The organism is Streptococcus sp. Z556, from assembly GCF_053010225.1.
In genome coordinates this window covers 464,836-488,294 of the sequence record NZ_JBRKNU010000001.1, presented here as the reverse complement: position 1 = coordinate 488,294, position 23,459 = coordinate 464,836, and the positions used below count along the sequence as shown (strand labels likewise).

Here is a 23,459-nt window from a genome sequence, read left to right as displayed (position 1 = left end):
TGTCCTTGATCGCAAGCAAGCGATTCTCTGTATCGTAGATGTAGTCTAGCTTCTCTGAGTTCTTCTCAGAAGCGATGCGATTGCCATTCTTGTCGTAGGTATAGGTGATGGTACCATCTGGCCCTTCCAGTTTGGTCAAGCGGTTATGGTCATCATAGGTAAAGCGTGTCTGGCTCTCCTTACCATCGACTGTCTCGCTACTAGTCAGTTTATTACCCGCTAGGTCATAGGTGTAAGAGAGCTTGGAGAGTTCCTTACCAGATGCATCCGATACGGTCATATTTTCCACTTGACCCAGAGTATCGTAAGTATAGGTATGAGCTAGGATTTCGCCATCCTGCTTGATGGTTTCCTTGGCGATATAGCCTCCATCGTCATACTCATAGCCATAGCTAGAGATGAGCTTATCCTGCTTGTCCATGTGACGGAGTTCGGTGAGGCGGTGATCCTTGTCATAGGTCAAGAAGCTCTTGGTCCCATCTCCTCGAACAACCTCCGTCAGATCTCCTGCTGTGTTGTAGCTATAGCTGGTCTTTTGTCCCTTGACATCTGTCACGGAAGTCAGGCGATCCAGTTCATCGTAAGTGTAAGATACCGTACTGCCATCTGGGTAAATCATCTTCGAGATATTGCCATAAGCATCATACTCGTACTGGATCAGGCTACCATCTCCTTGACGAACACCAGTAATCTCGCCTTCTTCGTTGGTCGCGTACTGACTAGTTCCTGTCAGGTCACTCATTGACACCCGACGGCCATCCGCATCATAGGTGTAGAGGACTTGACCCTCTTGCTTTTCAGAGTACTCCACCTTGAGTAGTTGATCCAGCTTGTTGTAGTCATAGCTGATGGTTTTCCCATCGGACTTGGTTACTTTTTCGAGCTGGTTATTGACATTGTAGGTATAGGTCTCCTTGTCTCCGAGGCTGGTCATGCGCTCCACTAGATTGGAAAGCTGATCATAGCTGTAGCTTGTGACCTTTTAAATCCCTAAAATCATGCTATAATATAATAAGTATAAGTCCAATAAACCGACTATAGAAGTTAACGATAAAGATTTCTTACATCATCCGTAAGTGTTATTCTACTCTGATTCATACTATAATGAAAGTAACAAAAGATGGAGGTGTTTCACATGGAAACCATTTTACGAGTAGAATCATTAAAAAAGCATTATGGGAAAGAGCCCAATATTACCAAAGCCTTGGATGGCATATCTTTTCAGGTTGTAAAAGGTGAGTTCTTAGGAATTATGGGGAGTAGCGGTTCTGGAAAAACAACCCTTCTTAACTGTCTCGCTACAATCATAAAGCCAACTGATGGCTCTATTCAAATGCAAGGAAAAGATTTAGGTCAGTTAAAAGGGAACCAGTTAGCTGATTATCGTGGCAAGGAAATTGGTTATCTCTTCCAGAATTTTGAGCTCTTGGACAATCTTACAGCCAAAGAAAATATTTTACTCCCCTTGTCTTTGCACAAGGTCGATGCTAACGAAAGCAAGGTTCGATTAGAATTGCTTTCCCAGTATCTGGATATTTCTGAACTTCTGAATAAGTTCCCATCTCAATTATCAGGTGGTCAACGTCAAAGGGTAGCTGCTGCTCGTGCCTTGATTTTAGACCCTAAGATTGTATTTGCGGATGAGCCCACTGGGGCTTTGGATTCAAAAAATGCGACCATTTTGATGCAAAAATTATCCGAAATGAATCAAGTGGAAGAAACCACCATTCTCATGGTGACCCACGATTCCGTCGCAGCCAGCTTTTGCAACCGCATCTTGTTTATCCAAGACGGAAAACTATTCCATGAAATCCGTCGTGATTATCCAAGAGAAAGTCAAGAAGACTTCTATCACAGAATACTAAAGGTCATGGCTGCCCTGGCTGGAGGTGATGGAAATGTTTTCTAAACTAGTCTCAAGAAATAGCAAGAGAGATCGAAAGAATAATGGCTTGTACTTCAGTTCCATGGTTCTTTCTATTATCTCCTTTTACATCATACTTTCTTTGTCTCATCAAGATGTGATGATCTTTCTCAAACAAATAGAAAGTGATGCTGTAAATAAACTCTTTAGCATGATTCCTATTCTTTATGTAGCAACACTCTTTATCCTCTTTTTTCTAGTCTACTTCGCAAGCAGTATGCAGATGGAAAGAAGAAAACATGAATTTGGTGTCTATCTCACACTGGGAATGCGAAGAGGTAAACTGTTCTTACTTCTCCTACTCGAGGATTTGAGAAATAGCATCCTTGCTCTTGGAATAGGCCTTCCTATTGCCATCTTAATTTCGGAACTAATCAGCCTAATAACCGCTAAAATTGTGGGACTAGGGATTATTGAACATCAATTTTCTCTATCTACCACAGCTCTAGTCTATACAGTCATCGGCTTCCTAGCCGTAAAATTAGCTGTTTTTGTCCTTTTAAGTGCAAAGACGGCCAATAAGGAAATCGGAGATCTTCTTGCCTATTCTCCTTCTGGGATGAAGAAACTACTCCCCAAGGGGGTGTACCTTCTTGCTTCTGTCCTAGGAATTTTACTTCTTGGAACAGCCTATTACATGGGTATGAGTGGAAGAGCTTGGGAAAATGTCATAACAATGGGCATCACCGTTCTCTTAGGAACTCTGGGAACTATCCTACTCTTCTTTGGTATGCGTTTATTTATAGACTTTTTGGTTAAGCTTGGAAGCATTCGAAAACTTCATGCCTATAATTTTAGACAGATTCAAGAATTAGTTATCCAGCGCTCAACTATACTGGCCATCTGCTCCCTCTTAATCTTCTCTGCCTTGTGCCTCTTTGGAGCAGGTGTTGCAATTGCAAGTGGCAATTCAGGCAATCAAATCCACGTATTGGATTATACATTCAGAGATAGCAAGCAGGATACAGATGAAAATCTTGATGTGAATACAGTTAAAAAAGAGCTTGAAGCAGAAGGACTAGCATCACAGTTCTCAAAGATTCTACAAATCAAAGTCGGGAAACCAAAAGAAAACGAGTCCGTGTCCTTCGAAGAGATCATCAATGAGTTGAAAAAGCAAAAAGGCAGCAAGAACAAGGAAATTTTGCTCCAAAGATTTAAACAGTCTACTACTTCCCACCTCATACCAGTTTCCGAATACAATGAACTTAGAAAAGCTGCCAATCTCCCTCCTTTAGAATTAACTAGTAAGGAAGCCTACTTGTATATGGGAAAAGATTTTCTCCCTGATGAGAACTTGGTTAACTCTGTCCTAAAGACAAATCCTCAAATCAACGTCATGGGAAATGATATAAAATTGATTGGCGAAGTACAGTCTTTACCGATTGTAACGGATCGTGAAATCACCCTCTCTGTTGCCCTCATAGTCACAGATGAAGTCTTTATGAACTATACAGACGGTCACTATTCGAACTATGTCAGCGGTATCTTGGCTCCTGAGCTAGTCAAGGAAAAAGGCCTGATGAGAGCTATCTCAGATACAAATGAAAAGCTGAATCAAACTTCTCTTGGCTATGAAAGTTATATACAAAATATGGGAAGACAATTATTTTACATTATCTCTGCTAGCTATATTACTATTTATCTGGCAATCATTTTCCTTGTCGTTGCAAATACAATCATCGGCGTCCAGTTTTTGATGGGACAAAGACAATCCTACAGACGATATCAAACCTTGATCCATCTTGGAGCTAACTACGAAACTCTTTGTAAATCGTCAGAAAAACAAATCAACTGGTATTTCGGTCTGCCAATAGCCCTTGCACTTCTCAGTAGTAGCTTCGGAGTGAGCTCCCTCCTCACAGGAATAGTACCGGCTAGTGCAAGAATGGCCATGGGGCAGAAATTTATGACAGCTATGCTGATAGTACTGCTGTTAGCTGGATTTGAAGTCATCTATATCAGAATTGTAAAGAAAAATAGCAACAAGTACTTGTTGTCCTTAATGGAACCCAAAAGAGAAGAATAAGGTAGAATAAGGTAGAATAAGGTAGAATAGGGTAGAATAAAATAGGAAAAGGAGGAACCGATATGAAGCATATTCTGGTAATTGAAGATGAAGCCTTGATTCGAGATGAAATTGTCATCTTGTTAGAGAAAGCGGGTTATCAAGTTGATAAGTTGACTGACTTCAAAGATACAAGCCAGCAAGTGCTGCAATACGATACGGATCTAATCATACTGGATTTGAATTTGCCGGGAGAAACAGGTTTTCAAATTTGTAAAAATCTCAAGTCCAAACGCTCTGTGCCCATATTGATTCTCACCTCTCGTGAACAATTAAAAGATGAAATCTACGCCCTGAAATTAGGGGCAGACGAGTACTTAACAAAGCCTTTCAAGAAAGAAAGATTTTTGGCACGTATAGAAAATATCTTGAAACGCTATGAAGGCAGACAAAATCTACTTGAAAAAGATAATTTTCTGCTGGATAGACAGACCTATACCCTTTATATCAATGGACACTCGATTTTACTCCCCCAAAATCAAGGGAAATTGTTGGAAACCTTATTGGTTACTAATGCTCCTGTCGTCACAAAAGAAGAACTAAGTATGAAACTATGGAACACAACTGAGTTCATCGATGAAAATGCTCTTCAAGTAAATATTGCAAGGCTCAAAAAGGTGATGAAACAGGCTGGCATTGCGCTTCAAGTCAAGTCCGTCAGAGGCATCGGTTACAAATTGGAAGAGGAAAGGCAAGATGAAACAGAATCTTAAATATTTGGCTACCTATCTGCCCTGGTTACTTGTTCTTTTAGCATTTGATCTATTCACAGCGATTCTGCTTTGGCTCTCAGATGTGAGAATGTTTCAAGCTCTCATCTTTCTCTATCTTATAGCTACAGTCCTTCTCTTTTTTATCCTATCATTCCTACTTATAAGAAAAGAAAGAAAAAAAGTAGCTACTTATAAGGCTTTCATAGCCAATCCTAAGATGGATACGGAGCTGGAATTATTGCGTTTATCAAGTGACTCAGAGAAAGAAAGCATCAAAGAAATAGCAAATGCGCTTTACCAAAGGCAGGCGGAAATAGGAAAACTCAACTCATTACTAGCCGAGTACGAGGACTATGTTGAAAAATGGGCTCATGAAATCAAACTCCCTCTATCGCTTCTTTCCCTCCTTTTAGATAACCAAAGTGACCAGCTGCCAAAGAATACAGCTTTTAAGTTAGACTATGTAAAAAATCAAATCCAAGGAAATGTATCACAGATACTATTCTATTACAGGGTTAAAAGTGAAAAAAATGATTTTCTATTTGAAGATGTCGACCTCCAAGAGTGTATTCAGGATCTTTTGGAAAACTTTGATCCCTTGCTTAAAGAAAAGAATTTTACGATTCAGCTAGAAAATATACAGGGAAACTACTACACCGATCAACGCAGTTTTGAATTTATCCTCTCTCAAATCCTAGCCAATTCCCTTAAATATAGTTCTGACAAGCCAGAACTCAAGATTTCTATGTCAAGTGACAAGGGGCGCAAAAGTCTGATTATTAGGGATAATGGGTGTGGAGTTAAAGCTTGCGACCTCCCTCATATCTTTGAAAAAGGATTTACAGGTGATTCAGGTGAGACAAGGAAAAAATCAACAGGCATGGGTCTCTATCTTGTCAAACAATTAGCAGATGCTTTAAAAATCGACATCGCAGTAAAATCCGAATGGATGCATGGATTTGAAATCTCTCTTTCTATTTAGTAAATGTTTCGATTAGGAAAATTGCCTAATCATAGAAAGCACATATTTTATATCAAAAAGGAAAGCACTTCTGCTTTCCTTTTTTATTTACGTTTTTTCTTCGCTTTTTTCATTTTGTTGGCCATACGTTTCATAGACTGTTTCATGGCAAATTCGCCGATTTTACCTTTGAGTCCGCCACCGAACATCTGGCTCATGTCTGGCATGCCTGCTCCTCCGAGACCTGACATATCCGGCATTCCACCTTGTCCCATCATGCCTTCAAGGGCAGACATATCCATCCCTCCCATATTTGGCATATTTTTTGGAAGGTTATTTGGGTTGATTCCCATCTGCTTCATCATCTTGTTCATATCCCCAGACATGACACCTTGCATGAGCTGTTTGGCCTGGTTAAAGTCCTTGATGAATTTATTGACTTCGACAAAGGTATTTCCTGAACCTGCAGCGATACGACGGCGACGACTTGGATTTAACAAATCAGGATTTTCACGCTCCTCAGGAGTCATCGAAGACACGATGGCACGTTTGCGCGCAATCTGTCGCTCATCCACCTTCATGTTTTGAAGTGCTGGATTGTTGGCCATACCTGGAATCATCTTGAGCAAGTCTTCCATTGGCCCCATGTTTTGCACCTGATCCAATTGATCAATGAAATCATTGAAATCAAAGGTGTTTTCGCGCATCTTCTCAGCCATTTCAAGGGCTTTTTGCTCATCGTATTCCTGAGAAGCTTTCTCAATCAAGGTCAGCATATCCCCCATACCAAGGATACGGCTTGACATACGGTCTGGGTGGAAGGTTTCAATATCTGTAATCTTTTCACCCGTACCAGTGAACTTGATAGGTTTACCAGTGATGTGACGAACAGACAAAGCCGCACCACCACGAGTATCCCCATCAATCTTGGTAAGAATAACCCCAGTCACTTCTAACTGAGCATTAAACTCACGGGCAACATTAGCCGCTTCCTGACCAATCATGGCATCAATGACAAGGAGGATTTCGTTTGGTTGAGCCAGTGCTTTAACATCACGAAGCTCATTCATAAGAAGTTCATCGATTTGTAAACGCCCTGCCGTATCGATCAAGACATAGTCGTTGTGATTGGCCTGTGCTTGCTCCAAACCTTGGCGAACAATCTCAACAGCTGGTACTTCTGTTCCAAGTGCAAAGACAGGAACATCAATTTGTTGTCCAAGTGTTTTCAACTGATCAATAGCTGCTGGACGATAAATATCCGCAGCAATCATCAAAGGACGAGCATTTTCTTCCTTCTTGAGTTTATTAGCCAGCTTACCAGCAAATGTTGTTTTACCAGCCCCCTGCAAACCGACCATCATGATAATGGTTGGAATTTTTGGGGACTTGATAATTTCTGCCGTATCGGAACCTAAAACAGCTGTGAGTTCCTCATCAACGATTTTGATAATCTGTTGGGCTGGATTGAGGGTATCAATGACCTCGTGTCCGACTGCACGTTCACGAACCTTCTTGATAAAGTCCTTTACAACAGGCAAAGCAACGTCGGCTTCCAGCAAGGCCAAACGAATCTCTTTGGTCGCTTCCTGGACATCAGTCTCAGAAATTTTTCCTTTTTTGCGTAGATTTTTAAAGACGTTCTGCAAACGTTCTGTTAAACTTTCAAATGCCATTTTTTTCTCCTATTTACTCAATTCAGTGGAAATCGTCCGAAATGTTGCAAACACTCAAGTTCTTCGGGTGTGATTTCTTTCATGATTTCATTTGGATATCCCCAACAGCTAAAACCTATTTGCATAGCTTTGGAGATATCATTGGGCGAGATAATCTGTAGTCGAGTAGGAAATGGTTCCTCTGCGGCTAATAGTTTGCAAGGTAATCCTTGATAAATAACTACACTGCCCATGATTAATCCCGATTATCAATGCTTGTTAAAATTTCTATCTGCTCCTGTAAAAAATTATCCTTTGGATAACGCTCTAAGATCTGATCAAAAATCTGACTGCGAACAATGTAGTCTGAATACATGTGCAATTTCATCTCATAGTCTTCTAAAATCTTTTCTGTCCGCTTGATATTGTCATAGACAGCTTGTCGACTGACACCGAACTCTTCAGCAATCTCCGCAAGACTGTAATCATCTGCATAGTAGAGTTCAATATAATTCATCTGCTTATCTGTCAAAAGCGCAGCATAAAATTCAAAAAGCGCATTCATGCGATTGGTTTTTTCGATTTCCATAACCTCTATTATACCAAAAAATCTATCATATCGCTATACTAGAAGGCCTTCTAAGATCATTTGAATGAAAAAAAGAACCTTGCAAAGCAAGATTCTTTTAGTGTCTGACTTAAATAATTGTTCTTCTGGGAACTAAATCGAATTAAGCTTCGATTTCTGTAACCATACCTGAACCAACAGTACGTCCACCCTCACGGATAGAGAATGTAGTACCTTGTTCTACGGCGATTGGGTGGATCAACTCAACGTCGATAGTCACGTTATCACCAGGCATTACCATTTCAGTACCTGCTGGAAGTTCGATTGAACCTGTAACGTCAGTAGTACGGAAGTAGAATTGTGGGCGGTAGTTGTTGAAGAATGGAGTGTGACGTCCACCTTCTTCTTTAGTAAGGATGTAGACTTCACCTTTGAATTTAGTGTGTGGGTTGATTGAACCTGGTTTAGCGATAACTTGTCCACGTTCGATTTCGTCACGTTGAACACCACGAAGAAGAACACCTACGTTATCTCCGGCAAGACCTTCGTCAAGTTGTTTACGGAACATTTCAACACCAGTAACAACTGCTTTTGAAGTTTCTTCTTTGATACCAACGATTTCGATTTCGTCGTTGACACGAACAGTACCACGGTCGATACGTCCTGAAGCAACTGTACCACGTCCAGTGATTGAGAATACGTCCTCGACTGGAAGAAGCAATGGTTTGTCAGTGTCACGTTCTGGTTCTGGGATGTACTCATCAACTGTGTTCATCAATTCCATAACGATGTCTTCATACTTAGTGTCACCTTCAAGAGCTTTAAGAGCTGAACCTTGGATAACTGGAAGGTCATCACCTGGGAAATCGTATTCTGAAAGAAGGTCACGGATTTCCATTTCAACCAACTCAAGCAACTCTTCGTCGTCAACCAAGTCAACTTTGTTCATGAAGACGATCAAGTGTTTAACACCAACCTGACGTGAAAGAAGGATGTGCTCACGTGTTTGTGGCATTGGTCCATCAGTTGAAGCTACTACAAGGATAGCTCCGTCCATTTGAGCGGCACCAGTGATCATGTTTTTAACGTAGTCCGCGTGTCCTGGAGCGTCGATGTGAGCGTAGTGACGTTTTTCAGTTTCGTACTCAACGTGCGCAGTGTTGATGGTGATACCGCGTTCGCGTTCTTCTGGAGCAGCATCGATAGACGCATAGTCTTTAGGTTGGTTAACTGAAGAAGGCAAGCGACGTGCCAAAACAGTTGTGATAGCTGCAGTTAGGGTAGTTTTACCGTGGTCAACGTGTCCGATAGTACCAATGTTAACGTGTGGTTTACTACGATCGTATTTTTCTTTTGCCATTTGAGTAAAAGCCTCCAATAAAATATATTTTATAGATAGACAGTAGGCAATACAGTCTAACTTTCCTTACTATTTTATCAAATTTCAGCTAAATTGCAAGTGTTTTACACATATTTTGTTAATTAATCTAAATCTTATGGGATCCCTTTCTTCCGCTTCTTATCAAGATCCTCTGTTCTATCATATTTTAGTTTTAAAGCTTATTTATATAAGTAAAAAAACCAGGTTTCCCTGATTTTTAAACTGATTCTGTTTTTTCTTGTTCTTTGGCTTCCTTATGATTTTCATACAATTTCGCAAAGAACTTAGTAATTTCTTTTAAGATAGAATAGCTAGGTACTGCTACTACCATGCCAATCACACCGTAGATATTACTTGATAGTAAGAGAAGGACTAAAATGGTGATTGGATGAACTTTCATAACCCCTCCAACGATACGAGGGTAGAGAATATTGCCATCAACCTGTTGAATAATCAGCATATAGACAACTGCAATTAACATCCGTTGAGGATCGGTGAATACATTTGCAATAATCATCGGAATCAAACCAATACTTGGACCAACATATGGAATCAGATTGGCAATTCCAGAAAAAATAGCAAAGACTAAGGCATACTTTAAACCAATAACACTGTAACCCACATAGGCCAAACATCCGATTATGACAGCATCAATCGCAATTCCACTGATATATCTTGCTACAGTTGCGTTCAAATTTTTCAAGAGGCTTGTTAGGTTCAGCTTGTCATGTTTGAGAACTGTTCGTTCCAACATCGGTAAAAATTTGTTGCCATCTAGTAGGAAATAGATCAAGAAGACCGGAGTCATAATTAGAATGAGGATCGTACTAAATAAAGCAGAAAGGACACTTCCTAAGCTATTGCTAACGCTATTAAGGATATTTTGGAGAATATCGACATAGGATAGATTTAACTGTTGAATGGTTTTTTGGATATCAATATTTTGGAAAATAGGATTCATTGATAAATCAATAACCAAATCCTGCAGTCTGCTGTAGATATTTTGGCTAGAGATAATCAAACTTGTCAGCTGGTTGATCAAAATAGGTAAGAGATAAACTACACCAACCACGATGGCTCCAATCAAGGCGCAAAGAGTGACCAAGACACCAATCAAACGATTGATCTTACATCTTTTCTCCAAGAAGGTTACGATTGGATTTGTCAGGTAGTAGAAAAATCCCCCCAATAAGAATGGAATCATAATCGTATTGATAACTGTGACAAAGGGAGTAATGATGGACCCCATCTCTCTCCAAAGATAAAAAATAATGGTTAATAGTAAGATTTCGGCTGTCCAAAAAAATAACTTGTTTCTACGGAACATAACTATCCTCCTTCTATCTATTTTACCATATTTCTAAAAAAAGATACGAAGGCTTCAGCATAAAAGTGAGAATATTTTTTCCCTTTATGATAAAATAAAGCTAATATGAAAAAAATAATTATATCCTTACTAACACTTCTTACTTTTGGCACTATCTCTACTGTTTCAGCTCAAAGTTTTGATGTTGCTGCTAAGCACGCTATTGCTGTTGAAGCAACAACAGGAAAAATCCTTTATGAAAAAGATGCGAGTCAGCCTGTCGAGATTGCTTCTATTACAAAACTTGTTACTGTCTATTTGGTTTATGAGGCCTTGGAACAAGGAACCATCAGCCTATCAACCCCTGTTGATATTTCTGACTATCCATACCAGCTCACCACCAATTCAGAAGCAAGTAACGTCCCTATGGAAGCTCGAAATTATACTGTTGAACAACTATTAGAGGCTACAATGGTATCCAGTGCAAACAGTGCTGCAATTGCGCTAGCAGAAAAGATTGCCGGTTCTGAGAAAGACTTCGTTGACAAAATGAGGGCGAAACTTTTGGAATGGGGAATCCAAGATGCAACTATTGTAAACACAACTGGATTAAACAACGAGACTCTTGGAGATAACATCTATCCAGGTTCTAAGAAAGACGAGGAAAATAAACTTAGTGCTTACGATGTTGCCATCGTTGCTCGTAACCTCATCCGAGATTATCCGCAGGTTTTGGAAATCACCAAAAAGCCAACTTCTACCTTTGCAGGACTTGAAATCCACTCAACTAACTCTATGTTGGAGGGGATGCCAGCCTACCGAGGAGGAATTGACGGTTTAAAGACAGGAACAACTGATAAGGCAGGAGCTTCTTTCGTTGGAACCACTGTCGAAAAAGGGATGCGTATCATTACAGTTGTTTTAAATGCCGATCAACAAAACGGCAATCCTTATGCACGATTTACAGCTACTTCTTCTCTTTTAGACTATATCTCTGCAAACTTTAGCCTTCAGACTATTGTTAAAAAAGGTGAATCTTACAAAGATAGTAAGGTTACTGTCCTTGATGGAAAAGAAGACAGCGTGCCTGCAGTCGCTAAGTCAGATATTGCAGTTGTCCAACGAGTTGGAAGCGGAACTACATCAGCTCTTCAATTCACACCAAAATCAAAATCAGAAACTGCTCCTTTGGAAGAAGGAAAGGTTGTCGGTACTCTAACCTATGATGACCAAGATTTGATCGGTCAAGGCTACCTCACTTCTGAAAAACCATCTTTTGAAATGGTTTCTGAAAAGAAAGTTGAAAAAGCCTTCTTCTTAAAAGTTTGGTGGAACCAATTCATCCGCTTTATCAATGAAAAACTATAAAAAAATCGCGAACAATCGCGATTTTTTCTTTATTTCATTTCTTTAAAAGCCGCTTCTGCATCAGCATTGCTAATAGCACCAAATTGGATTTTTCCGATTTTACCCTGACTGTCAATCAAGTATTCCGTTGGAATACTACGAATTTGGTAGGCTTGGAAGGTAGTTGCTTGCGTATCATATAGAACTGGAATATCCTTGTATCCTTGTTCTTGGTACCATTTTGGAAAGTCTTGAACTGTTTTTTCACCTTGTAGACCAGGTGCGATGACACTCAAGATTTCAAAGTCTCGATCTTGTTTGGCAGCTAATTCCATCAACTCAGGCATGCTTTTTTTACATGGTCCACACCAAGAAGCCCAGAATTTCAAATAGACCTTTTTCCCTTTATAGTCTGATAACTTCACTTCTTTGCCATCCATAGACTGCAAGGTAAAGTCTGGCGCATCCTTACCGACTGCGATTTGTTGTACAGCGGGTTGTTTTGGACTGCTTGTCTGTTTGGTTTCTTTTTCACCACAGGCAATCAACAAAAATAAAGACATGAGGCTCAATCCAGCAAAAATAACTTTTTTCATCTTTTTCTCCTTTTATCCAAGAATTCCTGATAAGGCATTTAACTGCCCTAGCATTAATAATAATCCCATCAAAATAATCAAAGCTCCCCCGATTTTCTTTAGTAGAATCATATGGGGTTTCAATTTACTAAAATAGGGCATAATCCAGCCCGAAGCCAAGGCCAAAATAATGAAAGGAAGGGCCATTCCTAATGTATACACTAAGGTTAGTATAGCTCCTTGCCAAGCACCATTGCCTCCTGAAGCTGCAAGAGCCAAGACCGAACTTAAAACCGGTCCGATACAAGGAGTCCAACCAAAACTAAAGGTTATCCCAAGCAAGAAGGCTGACAGATAGTGATTCGACTGTGATTTTTTGAAGGTGACTGTTTTTTGTACTTCCAGTTTATTGAAATGCAAAATTTCCATCTGGTGAAGGCCCAAGAGGATAATGACTGCTCCCATAAGATAACGAAACCAATCAGCATAGAGCATATGCCCCAGGAAACCAGCTCCAAATCCCAAAATAAAGAAAATGAGGGAGATCCCAGCAATAAAGCACAAGGTCCGAATTAAGCCTGACCATGCAACATCTCTTCCGAAAAATCGAAAGCTTTTTGAATTTCCCTGATCATCCAGTAAAATACCTGCATAGACTGGTAGCAAAGGGAAGATGCAGGGTGAAAAGAAAGACAGAATGCCAGCTAAAAAAACGGATACTAGAAATATAATCGACTCCAACGAATTACCTACTTTCTCAAAATTCTAATTCTATTTTACTACAAAAGAAAAAATTTGTGACAACTTTGCTACGCTTGTCTATTTTATCTAAACTGAATATAAAAAAAGGAGCTAAGCTCCTTTCGTTTTAATACGTTCCTTCTTCACCTTGACTTGTCAAGATAACAGGACCGTCTTTTGTAATCACAAACTGGTGTTCATATTGACAAGATAGGCCGCCATCTATAGTCTTATGAGCCCAGCCAGTCTTCATATCTGTATCGATTTCCCAGTCACCAGTATTGATCATGGGTTCAATAGTCAGCACCATTCCTTCACGGAGGCGGAGTCCACGGCCTGCAATACCGTAGTTAGGAACCATTGGCTCCTCGTGCATAGTTGGACCAACTCCGTGACCAACCAAATCACGCACTACACCATAACCACGACTTTCAGCGTATTCTTGAATTGCAGCACCGATATCGCCAATACGGTTGCCAACAACTGCTTGCTCAATCCCTTTGTACATAGCTTCCTTGGTTACGTCCATCAAGTTCTTCACTTTTTCAGACGGTGTACCGACCGCATAAGCCCAACATGAGTCAGCTAAACCGCCAGTATAACTTTGGGTGTATTTTTTCATTTGCTCAACATTGTTAAAGTTGAGTTTTGATACATTGAGGTCTGATTTGGCAATCGGACCACCCAGTACCATGTCTACCTTGAGCAAGTCACCATCTTTCAAGATGTAATGACGTGGAAAAGCGTGAGCTACTTCGTCGTTGAGAGAGCAACAGGTGGCATAGGGGTAATCCATGACTGCCCCATCCACGCCAATCTGTAAAGGAAGAAAATTCTCTTCTTTACAACGTCGACGAACATACTCTTCTACTTCCCACATATCCACGCCTGGCTTAATCAAATCACGTAAGCCGATATGGATACTAGCTAGGAAATCACCAGCCTTGTCCATGGCTTCGATTTCACGTGCTGATTTTAAAGTTATCATTTTTTCTCCTAGATTCTAATTGATTTTCACTGTAACATTTGCTTTTGATACAATCTGATGACCATGATAAATATCGTAATCAATAATAGCAGAGCGCCTAGTATGATGAATAATGCGAGCCTGAATACGAAGAGTATCATCAATCTGAACAGCCTGTAAGAAATAAATCAACATCTGTTCAATGATGAGATTGCGCCCGCTATTAACAACAAGGTCTTGGGTCATGTGATTCAGGATTTCAGCCAAGACACCATTAGCAAGTACACCATTTTTCTCCAACATAAAAGGTTCAACAGTAATGACTACTTCATCGTGATGATAAGATAGTTTCTGCCCGATTTGCTCTGAAAAAGTTGGCAATGCTGATACCTGAGAACGGCTCATTTTTTCCATGACATCTCTTCGAGTTACGACCCCAAGTAGAGTCTGGTTACTTCGAACAACGGGAACCATCTCAAAGTCTTCAGCTATCATTCGTTGGCTAACATTGGCAATATTAGTTGCCAAACCTGTTACGAAGATACTTCGCGTCATCACCTTGTCAAGCGTTGTGCTGGGTGACTTATCTCCCGCATCACGCATGGTAACAACCCCAACAACCACTTGGTGTTGGTTAATGACTGGGAAACGGCTACTTCTGTTCTTACGTACCAAATCTAGATAGTCTTTGACTGTATCCGTTTCTCTCAAAAAGCCATACTCATGACTCGGACGATAGAGTTTTTCGACTGTTAAAATGTCAGTTTTAATCTGAACATTTGAGAGGGCTTTGTTAATCATGGTTGCAACTGTAAAAGTATCATGCTTACTTCTCAGAACCGGAATCCCTTTTTTATTAGCCAACTCAAGAACATCGTCCTGGACATGGAAACCACCAGTTACAAGGACTGCATTTTCATTTTCCAGCGCTAAAAGTTGAATTCGAGTACGGTCACCTACAATCAAAAGGCCTCCATCATGGAGATAAGAGAGGATATTCTGCTCAGTCATGGCGCCAATAGAAAATTTACTAAATTCTCTCTCTAACCCTTCCTGACCTGCTAAAACCTCAGAGCTAGTCACTTCTGCGATTTCTGCATAGGTTAGCCGTTCGATAGCTACTTTCTTTGACTTGACACGTATGGTTCCACTGCGGGGGCGAGTCTCAACAATTCCCCGATTTTCAGCTTCTTTGATAGCCCGATAGGCTGTTCCATCACTAACACCTAGGTGATTTGAAATACTACGAACACTAACTCTCTTCCCAATTGGTAACTCTTCCAGATAAGACAAAATTTCCTGGTGTTTACTCATTGAAATCTCCTTTTACGTAACGAAATTCAAGATAGTCCCTCATTTTTCGTGTATAGCGATCGCTCCCCTTAAACTGTCGGAAGAGACTAAATCCCGATTTTAAGGCTACTTTTTGGCTAGCTTGATTCTCCAGATGAGTGATGATGGATAATTGTTTTATACCAAATTCTTCAAAGGAAAGTTGACAGAGTTTGCTAACAGCCTCTGTCATAAAACCTTGCGACCAAGCATCTTTTTTTAAGAAATAACCGATTTCTGCTTCTTTCTTGATTTCGTCGATTTTTTCAAATTTGATGGAACCAATCATTTCCTGATTGTCTTGATTACAAATTGCCCAGACACCTAGAGGAGCCTTCATAAAATAGTTGGCAAGAGCATATTGACTCTCCTCTAAACTTGCTTGGCTGGGAAAAATAAATTGCAGATTTTCTGGATCAGAAGCAATCTCATAAAAGGCTTTACTGTCACTAAAAAAGAAAGGACGCAAATACAAGCGCTCCGTTTCAAAAAAAGAAAACATTGCTAATTTGGTCCAAATATTCATAATCACCTCAATGGTTTAGTCTTCGACGAGTGTAATATCTGCTCCAAGACTACGTAATTTTTCAATGATATCTGAGTAGCCACGAAGGATAAACTCAATATTTGTAATTTCGGTCTGGCCTTGAGCCATCAATCCAGCAATCACAAGAGCGGCACCTGCTCGCAAATCTGTAGCTTTAACACTTGCTCCATGCAAGGTACGACCACCTTTATAGATAATGTGATCATTCGTAGTCGTAATATCCGCATCCATTTTTGCTAACTCAAAGACATGGTTGACACGTTTTTCATAAATGGTATCAATGATCGTTCCACGGCCTTGAGCTGTTAATAAAAGCGGCGTGATAGGCTGTTGCAAATCAGTTGCAAAACCAGGATAAGGAGCAGTTTTAATATTGATTGCCTTCAAGTCTGACTGCTCTTCAACGAAGATACTATCCTCAGAGACCGTCATACGAACGCCCATTTCCTCTAGTTTAGCGATAAAGCCTTCTAAGTGTTCATATAGAACGTTGTTAATACGAATTCCTTTACCAACCGCAGCAGCAAGTGAAATATAAGTCCCAGCTTCAATACGGTCTGGAATGACTTGGTGACGAGTCCCATGAAGTGTCTCAACACCATCAATAATGATAATATCAGTCCCGGCACCACGAATGTGTGCCCCCATGTTGTTCAAAAGGGTAGCCACATCAATGATTTCTGGTTCACGGGCCGCATTTTCAATGACAGTACGTCCCTTTGCTTTGACCGCGGCAATCATGGTGTTAATCGTTGCACCAACGCTAACGGTGTCCATGTAAATACTTGCTCCATGAAGCCCCTTGCCTTGGGCAGATAAATTCATATTATCTCCCTCGTAGCTCACCTTAGCCCCCATAGCTTCAAAGGCTTTTAAGTGAAGGTCAATCGGGCGAGGACCCAAATCACATCCACCAGGAAGTCCTACCGTAGCTTCGCCAAAGCGCCCTAAAAGACTTCCGTAAAAATAATAAGAAGCACGCAAGCTATTAATCTTGCCATACGGCATTGGAATGTTTTGAACGCCTCTTGGATCAATCTCCAAAACATCGTCATAACGCTTAACAGACGCCCCCATGATCTCCATGATTTCGACAAGACTAGCAACGTCTGAAATATCTGGAACACAATCTAAAGTGACAATATCATCTGCTAAGATAATAGCTGGAATAAGCGCAACGACACTATTTTTAGCACCACTAATGGTGATCTCACCTTGCAATGGACGTCCACCATTGATGACAATTTTTCTCATGTTATACTCTTTCAAAATTTACTAAAAAGGTCTTTTCATTCTATTATACCATAATTTTCAATTTTTTCCCATTACTCTTGATTATTTCCTGCCTCTTTTTTTATTTTTGTTCACAAAAAAAAAGACCCATCACACAAGCTTTGGAGCTTGATATGATAGGCTTTAAAAGTTAGATTAACGTACTGTACGGATACGCATTGTGTTTGTACGTACAGCTTCTCCAAGTGGTACACCAGCTACGATAATGATATCGTCGCCAGACTCAACCAAACCTTGTTCAACTGCGATTTTTTCAGCAAGATCAAACATATCGTCAGTATTTGAAGGACGTTCAGTTGTTACTGGAATAACACCCCAGTTCAACATCAATCCACGTTCAGTCAATTCATCGAAAGTGATTGCCAAAATGTCAGCATTTGGACGGTATTTAGAAATCAAACGTGCTGTGTGACCAGTCTTAGTAAGTGTAACAACCAATTTGATGTTCATTGAGTTAGTAGCATCTTTAACTGCTGAAGCCATAACTTCTGTCTTAGAGTTACGCTCGAATGTATCTGAGTTCAAACGACCATATTCATTAAGAAGAGTTTGAGCGTTCTTGTCGATTGTAGCCATTGTTGTTACTGATTCAAGTGGGTATTTACCGTTTGCAGACTCTCCTGAAAGCATTGTTGCGTCAGTTCCGTCGATAACAGCATTGAATACGTCTGATACTTCTGAACGAGTTGCACGTGGTTTCTCAGTCATTGTTTCAAGCATGTTTGTTGCAGTGATAACAACTTTGCCAGCAGCATTCACTTTAGTAATGATCATTTTTTGGTAAACTGGAACCATTTCGAATGGTACTTCGATACCCATGTCACCACGAGCGATCATGATACCATCAGCAGCTTCGATGATCTCATCCAAGTTATCGATACCTTGTTGGTTTTCGATTTTCGCGAACAATTGAACATGTCCGTTTCCAGTTTCTTCACAGATTGCACGAACTTCATTCACGTCTTTAGCAGTACGTACAAATGAGATCGCGATGAAGTTGATACCTTGCTCAAGACCGAAGCGGATATCGTCGTTATCACGTTCAGCAAGAGCTGGGAAAGGAATTTTAGTGTTAGGGATGTTTACACCTTTTTGTTTTGCAACAACGCCATCATTCTCAACTACAACTTCAAATTCACGAGTTGCATCGTCTTTTGCGAAAACACGAAGACCAAGTTTACCATCGTCAACCAAAACTTGGTGACCAACTTCAACGTCATCATAGATATCAAGAGCGCCAGCAACGTTCAAAGCAATCACATCGCGAGTTGATTTGATACCTTGCTTAGTTGCAACACGGATTTTTTCACCAGTTTTATAAGAGTACTCTTTTGCATCTCCTTCGAACAATTCAGTACGGATTTCAGGACCTTTTGTATCAAGAAGGAAACCAACTTTTTTACCTGCAAGTTTTTCAGCAAGTTTAACAGTTGCCATACGGTCACCTTGTTCTTGGTGGTCACCGTGTGAGAAGTTGAAACGGAAAGTGTTTGCTCCAGCTTCAATCAATTTCGCAATATTTTTTGCTGATGATTCAACGTCAAGTTTTTCTCCCCAGTATCCGTCATCACCGAATTTTTTACCACCACGGATTTCTACCGCAGGACCCAAGGTTGCAACGATTTTTACACGTTTGTTCATGATTTTTTGTGACTCCTTTATATAATTCGACCTTTTTGGTCATTTTACTAGATTAATAAAAGTTGATTAGGACAAGCTCTTGTTTAAGTTAGAAAGTTCAAGATCAGCTTTATGTGGGTTGTTAACAACGATCTTACCATCAGCTGTTAGGCTAAACAAAGCTCCTTCTTCTGCTGTTCCAAGAATTGGGTTTTCAACCATTTTCTCGTTACGGATACCAACAGCGACACCACCGATTCCTTGTTTAAGGAGTTTAACAGCGTGTGCACCCATGCGTGATGCTAATACACGGTCACGAGCGGTTGGTGAACCACCACGTTGGATGTGACCAAGTTCAGTAACACGAAGGTCGCTAGTATCTCCTGCTTCTTTAAGTTTCTTACCAAACTCATTTGCAGACATAACACCTTCTGCCAAGACGATAATGTTGTGTTTCTTACCGTGTTCATAACCAGCTTTGATGCTTGCTACGATATCTTCCATCTTGAAGTCTTCTTCAGGGATGATGATTTCGTCAGCACCAGTTGCGATACCTGCCCAAAGAGCGATATCACCAGCGTTACGTCCCATTACCTCAACAACGAAAGTACGACGGTGACTTGATGATGTATCACGAATCTTATCAATCGCATCCATTGCAGTAGTAACTGCAGTATCAAATCCGATTGTGAAGTCCGTACCAACGATATCGTTATCAATAGTTCCTGGAAGTCCGATAGCTGGGAACCCATGTTCCGTCAAGCGCATAGCTCCGTGATAAGAACCGTCTCCACCGATAACTACGACTCCTTCGATACCGTGTTTTTTCAATTGCTCAATCCCTTTAAGTTGACCTTCGAGTTGTGCAAACTCAGGGTAACGAGCAGAGTGAAGGAAAGTACCACCACGTGAAATGATGTCTCCTACTGAAGCAGCATCAAGTGGATAGATTTCACCGGCAACCATACCTGCGTATCCATCATAGATACCAAATACTTCCATTCCTTCTGAGATTGCTTGACGAACTACCGCACGGATGGCAGCATTCATACCAGGGGCGTCTCCACCACTGGTCAAAACAGCAATACGTTTCATTTGGTTATGCTCCTTTTTCTTTTAACATTCTTACTGATTATACCACATTTAATTGGAAAATTCTTCTATTTTCCGTATTTTTAGCGATAAATCGTTTTCATAACAATTCCCTCTAATTTTTCCTGTAAAACTGGGTCTTTTTTTACAAAATGTTGGGAGGAAACAATTGTCTTTTCTTCCTCAACATACCTGATAATAACAGGAATAGAGCCTTTATGTTGTTCTAAGATAGTTGAAATTTCTTTATCGTTGTCGTGATTTTTAACTTGAATCCAGAATCGTTCCGCCACTGCTTCTTTCAAATCTTGTGCAATCATTTGCAGACGACCATCTCGGGATTGAACTTTGCCATTGATGTAGTAGAATTTCCCTTCAGATAAGATGGAAGCGAATTTTCGATACTGATCTGAAAATACAGTCACATCCAGTTTAGACTTACTATCGTGAACCTGTAGAAAAGCCATATTCTCGCCTTTCTTAGTTCGAATGACTTTTATTTTTTGCACTTCAACTAGAAGTGTTGCTTGACACCCCTCAGTGAGAGTAGCAATGGGCGTTGTCGGATAAAGGGCCTGTTTGGCAAGTGTTTGCAAAGGATGAGCGCTGATACCAACCCCGATTAGTTCCTGCTCCTTGTAAAATTTCTCTGCTTCCGTAAAATCATCCGCCTCAGTCCAGCTATAGCTTGCATCTGCAAAGAGACCACCCAACTCCTCAACAAAAACAAATAAGTTAGGTAGGTTCACTAGGATTTTCTGACGATTTTTGTCAAAGTCATCAAAGAGCCCCAGTTCAATCAAAGGAGACAAAAGCGATAGTTTTTTGTAATTCTTGGGAAGACGTGTGACAAAATCTTCAACACTTGAGAAGGGACGGTTTTCAATAATCCAATAAGAAAAATCTCTCGGCATCCCTTTAATGGCTTTCAAACCAAGATAGATTGTCTTTTGGGTGATTTTATCATGATAGGGAATGCTGTTAATTGCTAAATGCGCTACATCAAATCCCATCTGAAGAGCATCTACAATATAATCACTGCTCGAATAATTCAACATGACTTGAAAGAAAATAGCAGGATAATGGGTTTTAAAATAAGCAAGTTGGAAAGCAAGGGCTGAGTAGGCATAGGCATGGGATCTATTAAATCCATAACCTGCAAACTTTTCCATAACGGCAAAAACTTGGTTGGCTTTCTCTTCTGAATGACCGAGTTTAACTGCACCAGCGATAAAATCTTCCTTCATCAGATGCATCTCTTTGGCATTTTTCTTACCCATGGCACGTCTGAGAATGTCGGCTTTGCCAAGACTGAATCCTCCAAAGCACTGAGCTACCTGCATGACTTGCTCCTGATAGAGCATAATACCATAGGTTGATGACAGGATGTCTTCCAAGGCAGGATCCAGCACTGTCACCTTTTCTTTGCCGTGCTTTCGAGCTACAAAGTTATCGATATAATCACTAGCACCTGGTCTATTGAGAGATGTTGTTGCTACCACTTCTTCGAAGACTTGTGGTTTCACCCGTTTCAAGAGTCGAATGGCTCCTGGTTGTTCAAATTGGAAAATACCTTTCGTATTTCCAGCTGCAAAGAGGGCTAAAGTTTCACTGTCTTCCAGGTCAATCTCTTCGATTTTTAGATGAACACCCTCTGACTCCGCAAGCAATTCCTGCATTTTTTGGACAAAAGTCAGGTTACGTAAACCGAGGAAATCCATTTTTAGAAGCCCATTAGCTTCAACACCATGAGCATCATACTGGGTGATCAGCATATCCTCACCATATTTTAGAGGAATGTAGTCCGTCAAATCTTGGTCACTCATGACGACTCCTGCAGCATGGATAGAGGTCTGACGAGGATAACCTTCAATCTTTCGAGCAATCTCAAAAGCTTTTTGGTATTCGATCTTACTATTGATGACCTGTCTAAATTGCAAATTCTTTTCATAGGCCGTCGTTAGCGTATCTCGGAAACTGATTTTTTTCGTAATATTTGTTAATTCGTACTCTGGAACGCCATAACGTTTGAAAACATCACGAATTGCTTGTTTTGCTCCAAAGGTCGAATAAGTGACAATCTGCGCCACATGTTGACTTCCATAGCGATCACGAACATAACGAATGAACTCTGGTCTATAAAGGTCTGGAATGTCGATATCGATATCGGGCATGGTGTAACGCTCGCGATTTAAAAAGCGCTCGAAAATCAGGTTCTTCTCAACCGGATCAATCCCTGTGATATCAAGTGAGTAGGCCACCAAACTACCCACAGCAGACCCACGGCCCATTCCCATATAGTAGCCTTGGGAACGTCCAAAACGCAACAAATCCCAAACAACTAGGAAATAGTCATCAAAGCCCATATCATGAATAACAGCCAACTCTTCATTCAGTCGCTCATAATAGATAACGGAAGTTAGCCCCTTGGCTATCAAGCCTTGTTCAGCCCTCTCTCTAAGTTCTTCTACTGCAGGCCTTTCAGGATTAAAGCGAGGGAGTTTTAAACTTGAATCAAGTTGGTAGCTAACATTCTCTATCAAATCTTGAAGATTGGCAAGTGCCTGTGGAAAGCGATTTTTAAATCTTGCTTCTAAGTCTGAGGCTGGTAGAAAGATCCCTTGCTGTGAATGCACATCCACTTCTCTCAGACTGACATTATCCTTAACTGCCGACAAGATTTGCAAAACCTGTAGGTCTTCTTTCTCAAAAGAGTTGACCTGATACAGTGGAAGAATAGGTTTGGTAAAGACTTCTTGGTGAGTATCTGGACTAACCCCAATAAAATAATCATGACCTAAATCCAGCTGATCGATTCCATCATAATAAGGAACAATAACAGCAACATCCTCAAAGTGGCTGGTAAAGTCAGACCAATTTTTTCGTCCAGTCATTTTTAAAGTGGATAACTTCATCAACTCTTGGTAACCTTTGGTAGATAGAGCTAGAAAACGGAAAGAGATCGCCTTCTCGTCTATAATCAAGGTTATTTCGAGACCAATTAAAGGTTGGATTCCATATTTTCGAGTCACTTCTATAAAGTGATAGGCTCCATAGAGATTATCCACATCCATGATAGCAAGGTGAGAATAGCCATAATCTTTAGCTGTATGTACATATTTTTCAATCGAAACCACACTTTCCATAAAACTGTAAACAGTCTTGGTATCGAGTTGTGCAATCATTCCATCTCCTCCTTGCTTTAAATATAGTACTATTATACCATTTTAAGTTCCATAATGAACTGGCTCAGACTCTTTCTTTCAAAACCTTGTTGAAATTTTTTCAACTGTTCATCCATTATGTTTCTTGAAAATGAAAATTAAGAAGAATAAAATATCTATATCTTATAATATTTTTAATAGTAAT

Annotated in this window: 19 protein-coding genes and 1 pseudogene; 5 read left to right on the top strand and 15 right to left on the bottom strand. The window is 40.3% G+C overall.

Annotated features, from left to right (window positions below; translation table 11 throughout):
• Positions 1–934: pseudogene (locus ACVC7S_RS02385) on the bottom strand (hypothetical protein); the annotation flags it as partial.
• 201 nt (positions 935–1,135) lie between these two features.
• Here ACVC7S_RS02385 and ACVC7S_RS02380 point away from each other — a divergent pair.
• The 4 genes from ACVC7S_RS02380 to ACVC7S_RS02365 all read left to right on the top strand — a co-directional run bounded on the left by ACVC7S_RS02380 (position 1,136) and on the right by ACVC7S_RS02365 (position 5,687).
• Positions 1,136–1,909, top strand: a complete 774-nt coding sequence (locus ACVC7S_RS02380; RefSeq protein ID WP_447266037.1) for an ABC transporter ATP-binding protein — start codon at positions 1,136–1,138, stop codon at positions 1,907–1,909.
• Positions 1,899–3,953 (top strand): FtsX-like permease family protein, encoded by a 2,055-nt coding sequence (locus ACVC7S_RS02375; RefSeq protein ID WP_447266036.1) that lies wholly within the window; start codon positions 1,899–1,901, stop codon positions 3,951–3,953. The genes ACVC7S_RS02380 and ACVC7S_RS02375 overlap by 11 nt, the downstream gene beginning before the upstream one ends.
• Before the next feature lie 62 nt (positions 3,954–4,015).
• Complete coding sequence (locus tag ACVC7S_RS02370; protein WP_084943602.1) at positions 4,016–4,705, top strand: response regulator transcription factor; 690 nt, start codon at positions 4,016–4,018, stop codon at positions 4,703–4,705.
• Complete coding sequence (locus tag ACVC7S_RS02365) at positions 4,689–5,687, top strand: sensor histidine kinase (RefSeq protein WP_247929658.1); 999 nt, start codon at positions 4,689–4,691, stop codon at positions 5,685–5,687. The genes ACVC7S_RS02370 and ACVC7S_RS02365 overlap by 17 nt, the downstream gene beginning before the upstream one ends.
• Positions 5,688–5,770: 83 nt before the next feature.
• On the opposite strand, the gene ffh is transcribed toward ACVC7S_RS02365, so the two are convergent.
• From ffh to ACVC7S_RS02340, 5 genes are all read right to left on the bottom strand, one after another.
• The gene (gene ffh, locus ACVC7S_RS02360) at positions 5,771–7,342 is read right to left on the bottom strand and encodes a signal recognition particle protein (protein ID WP_316717341.1); all 1,572 of its coding nucleotides are present in this window, start codon (positions 7,340–7,342) and stop codon (positions 5,771–5,773) included.
• 17 nt (positions 7,343–7,359) lie between these two features.
• Positions 7,360–7,575 carry a hypothetical protein gene (locus tag ACVC7S_RS02355; protein WP_004240067.1) on the bottom strand — a complete coding sequence of 72 codons (216 nt, stop codon included), beginning with the start codon at positions 7,573–7,575 and terminating at the stop codon, positions 7,360–7,362.
• 2 nt (positions 7,576–7,577) lie between these two features.
• On the bottom strand, positions 7,578–7,910 hold the full coding sequence (locus ACVC7S_RS02350; RefSeq protein WP_447266035.1) for a putative DNA-binding protein: 333 nt from the start codon (positions 7,908–7,910) through the stop codon (positions 7,578–7,580).
• A 142-nt stretch (positions 7,911–8,052) separates the two neighbouring features.
• Positions 8,053–9,249 (bottom strand): elongation factor Tu, encoded by a 1,197-nt coding sequence (tuf, locus tag ACVC7S_RS02345; protein ID WP_061409157.1) that lies wholly within the window; start codon positions 9,247–9,249, stop codon positions 8,053–8,055.
• 238 nt (positions 9,250–9,487) lie between these two features.
• Positions 9,488–10,597, bottom strand: coding sequence for an AI-2E family transporter (locus ACVC7S_RS02340; protein WP_000489820.1), 1,110 nt, complete (start codon positions 10,595–10,597; stop codon positions 9,488–9,490).
• 105 nt (positions 10,598–10,702) lie between these two features.
• On the opposite strand from ACVC7S_RS02340, the gene pbp3 reads away from it, so the two are divergent.
• On the top strand, positions 10,703–11,944 hold the full coding sequence (pbp3, locus tag ACVC7S_RS02335) for a D-alanyl-D-alanine carboxypeptidase PBP3 (RefSeq protein ID WP_447266034.1): 1,242 nt from the start codon (positions 10,703–10,705) through the stop codon (positions 11,942–11,944).
• 29 nt (positions 11,945–11,973) lie between these two features.
• On the opposite strand, the gene sdbB is transcribed toward pbp3, so the two are convergent.
• The 9 genes from sdbB to ACVC7S_RS02290 form a co-directional block, all read right to left on the bottom strand.
• Positions 11,974–12,519 carry a thiol-disulfide oxidoreductase-associated lipoprotein SdbB gene (gene sdbB, locus ACVC7S_RS02330; RefSeq protein WP_000755591.1) on the bottom strand — a complete coding sequence of 182 codons (546 nt, stop codon included), beginning with the start codon at positions 12,517–12,519 and terminating at the stop codon, positions 11,974–11,976.
• Between the two features lie 12 nt (positions 12,520–12,531).
• Positions 12,532–13,239 (bottom strand): thiol-disulfide oxidoreductase-associated membrane protein CcdA2, encoded by a 708-nt coding sequence (gene ccdA2 / locus ACVC7S_RS02325; protein WP_447266033.1) that lies wholly within the window; start codon positions 13,237–13,239, stop codon positions 12,532–12,534.
• A gap of 127 nt (positions 13,240–13,366) precedes the next feature.
• Positions 13,367–14,227, bottom strand: a complete 861-nt coding sequence (locus tag ACVC7S_RS02320; RefSeq protein ID WP_033629862.1) for a methionyl aminopeptidase — start codon at positions 14,225–14,227, stop codon at positions 13,367–13,369.
• A gap of 15 nt (positions 14,228–14,242) precedes the next feature.
• Positions 14,243–15,520: a CBS-HotDog domain-containing transcription factor SpxR gene (gene spxR, locus ACVC7S_RS02315; protein WP_447266032.1), complete on the bottom strand. Its 1,278-nt coding sequence runs from the start codon at positions 15,518–15,520 to the stop codon at positions 14,243–14,245.
• A complete protein-coding gene (locus ACVC7S_RS02310) occupies positions 15,513–16,064 on the bottom strand; it encodes a GNAT family N-acetyltransferase (protein ID WP_447266031.1) in 552 nt (183 codons plus the stop codon). Before ACVC7S_RS02310 ends, spxR begins: the two co-directional genes overlap by 8 nt.
• 15 nt (positions 16,065–16,079) lie before the next feature.
• Positions 16,080–17,339 (bottom strand): UDP-N-acetylglucosamine 1-carboxyvinyltransferase, encoded by a 1,260-nt coding sequence (locus tag ACVC7S_RS02305; RefSeq protein ID WP_268705334.1) that lies wholly within the window; start codon positions 17,337–17,339, stop codon positions 16,080–16,082.
• 174 nt (positions 17,340–17,513) lie between these two features.
• On the bottom strand, positions 17,514–19,019 hold the full coding sequence (gene pyk / locus ACVC7S_RS02300) for a pyruvate kinase (RefSeq protein ID WP_447266030.1): 1,506 nt from the start codon (positions 19,017–19,019) through the stop codon (positions 17,514–17,516).
• 66 nt (positions 19,020–19,085) lie between these two features.
• A complete protein-coding gene (pfkA, locus tag ACVC7S_RS02295; protein ID WP_447266029.1) occupies positions 19,086–20,093 on the bottom strand; it encodes a 6-phosphofructokinase in 1,008 nt (335 codons plus the stop codon).
• Between the two features lie 80 nt (positions 20,094–20,173).
• Positions 20,174–23,275 (bottom strand): DNA polymerase III subunit alpha, encoded by a 3,102-nt coding sequence (locus tag ACVC7S_RS02290; protein WP_447266028.1) that lies wholly within the window; start codon positions 23,273–23,275, stop codon positions 20,174–20,176.
• Positions 23,276–23,459: the final 184 nt, after the last annotated feature.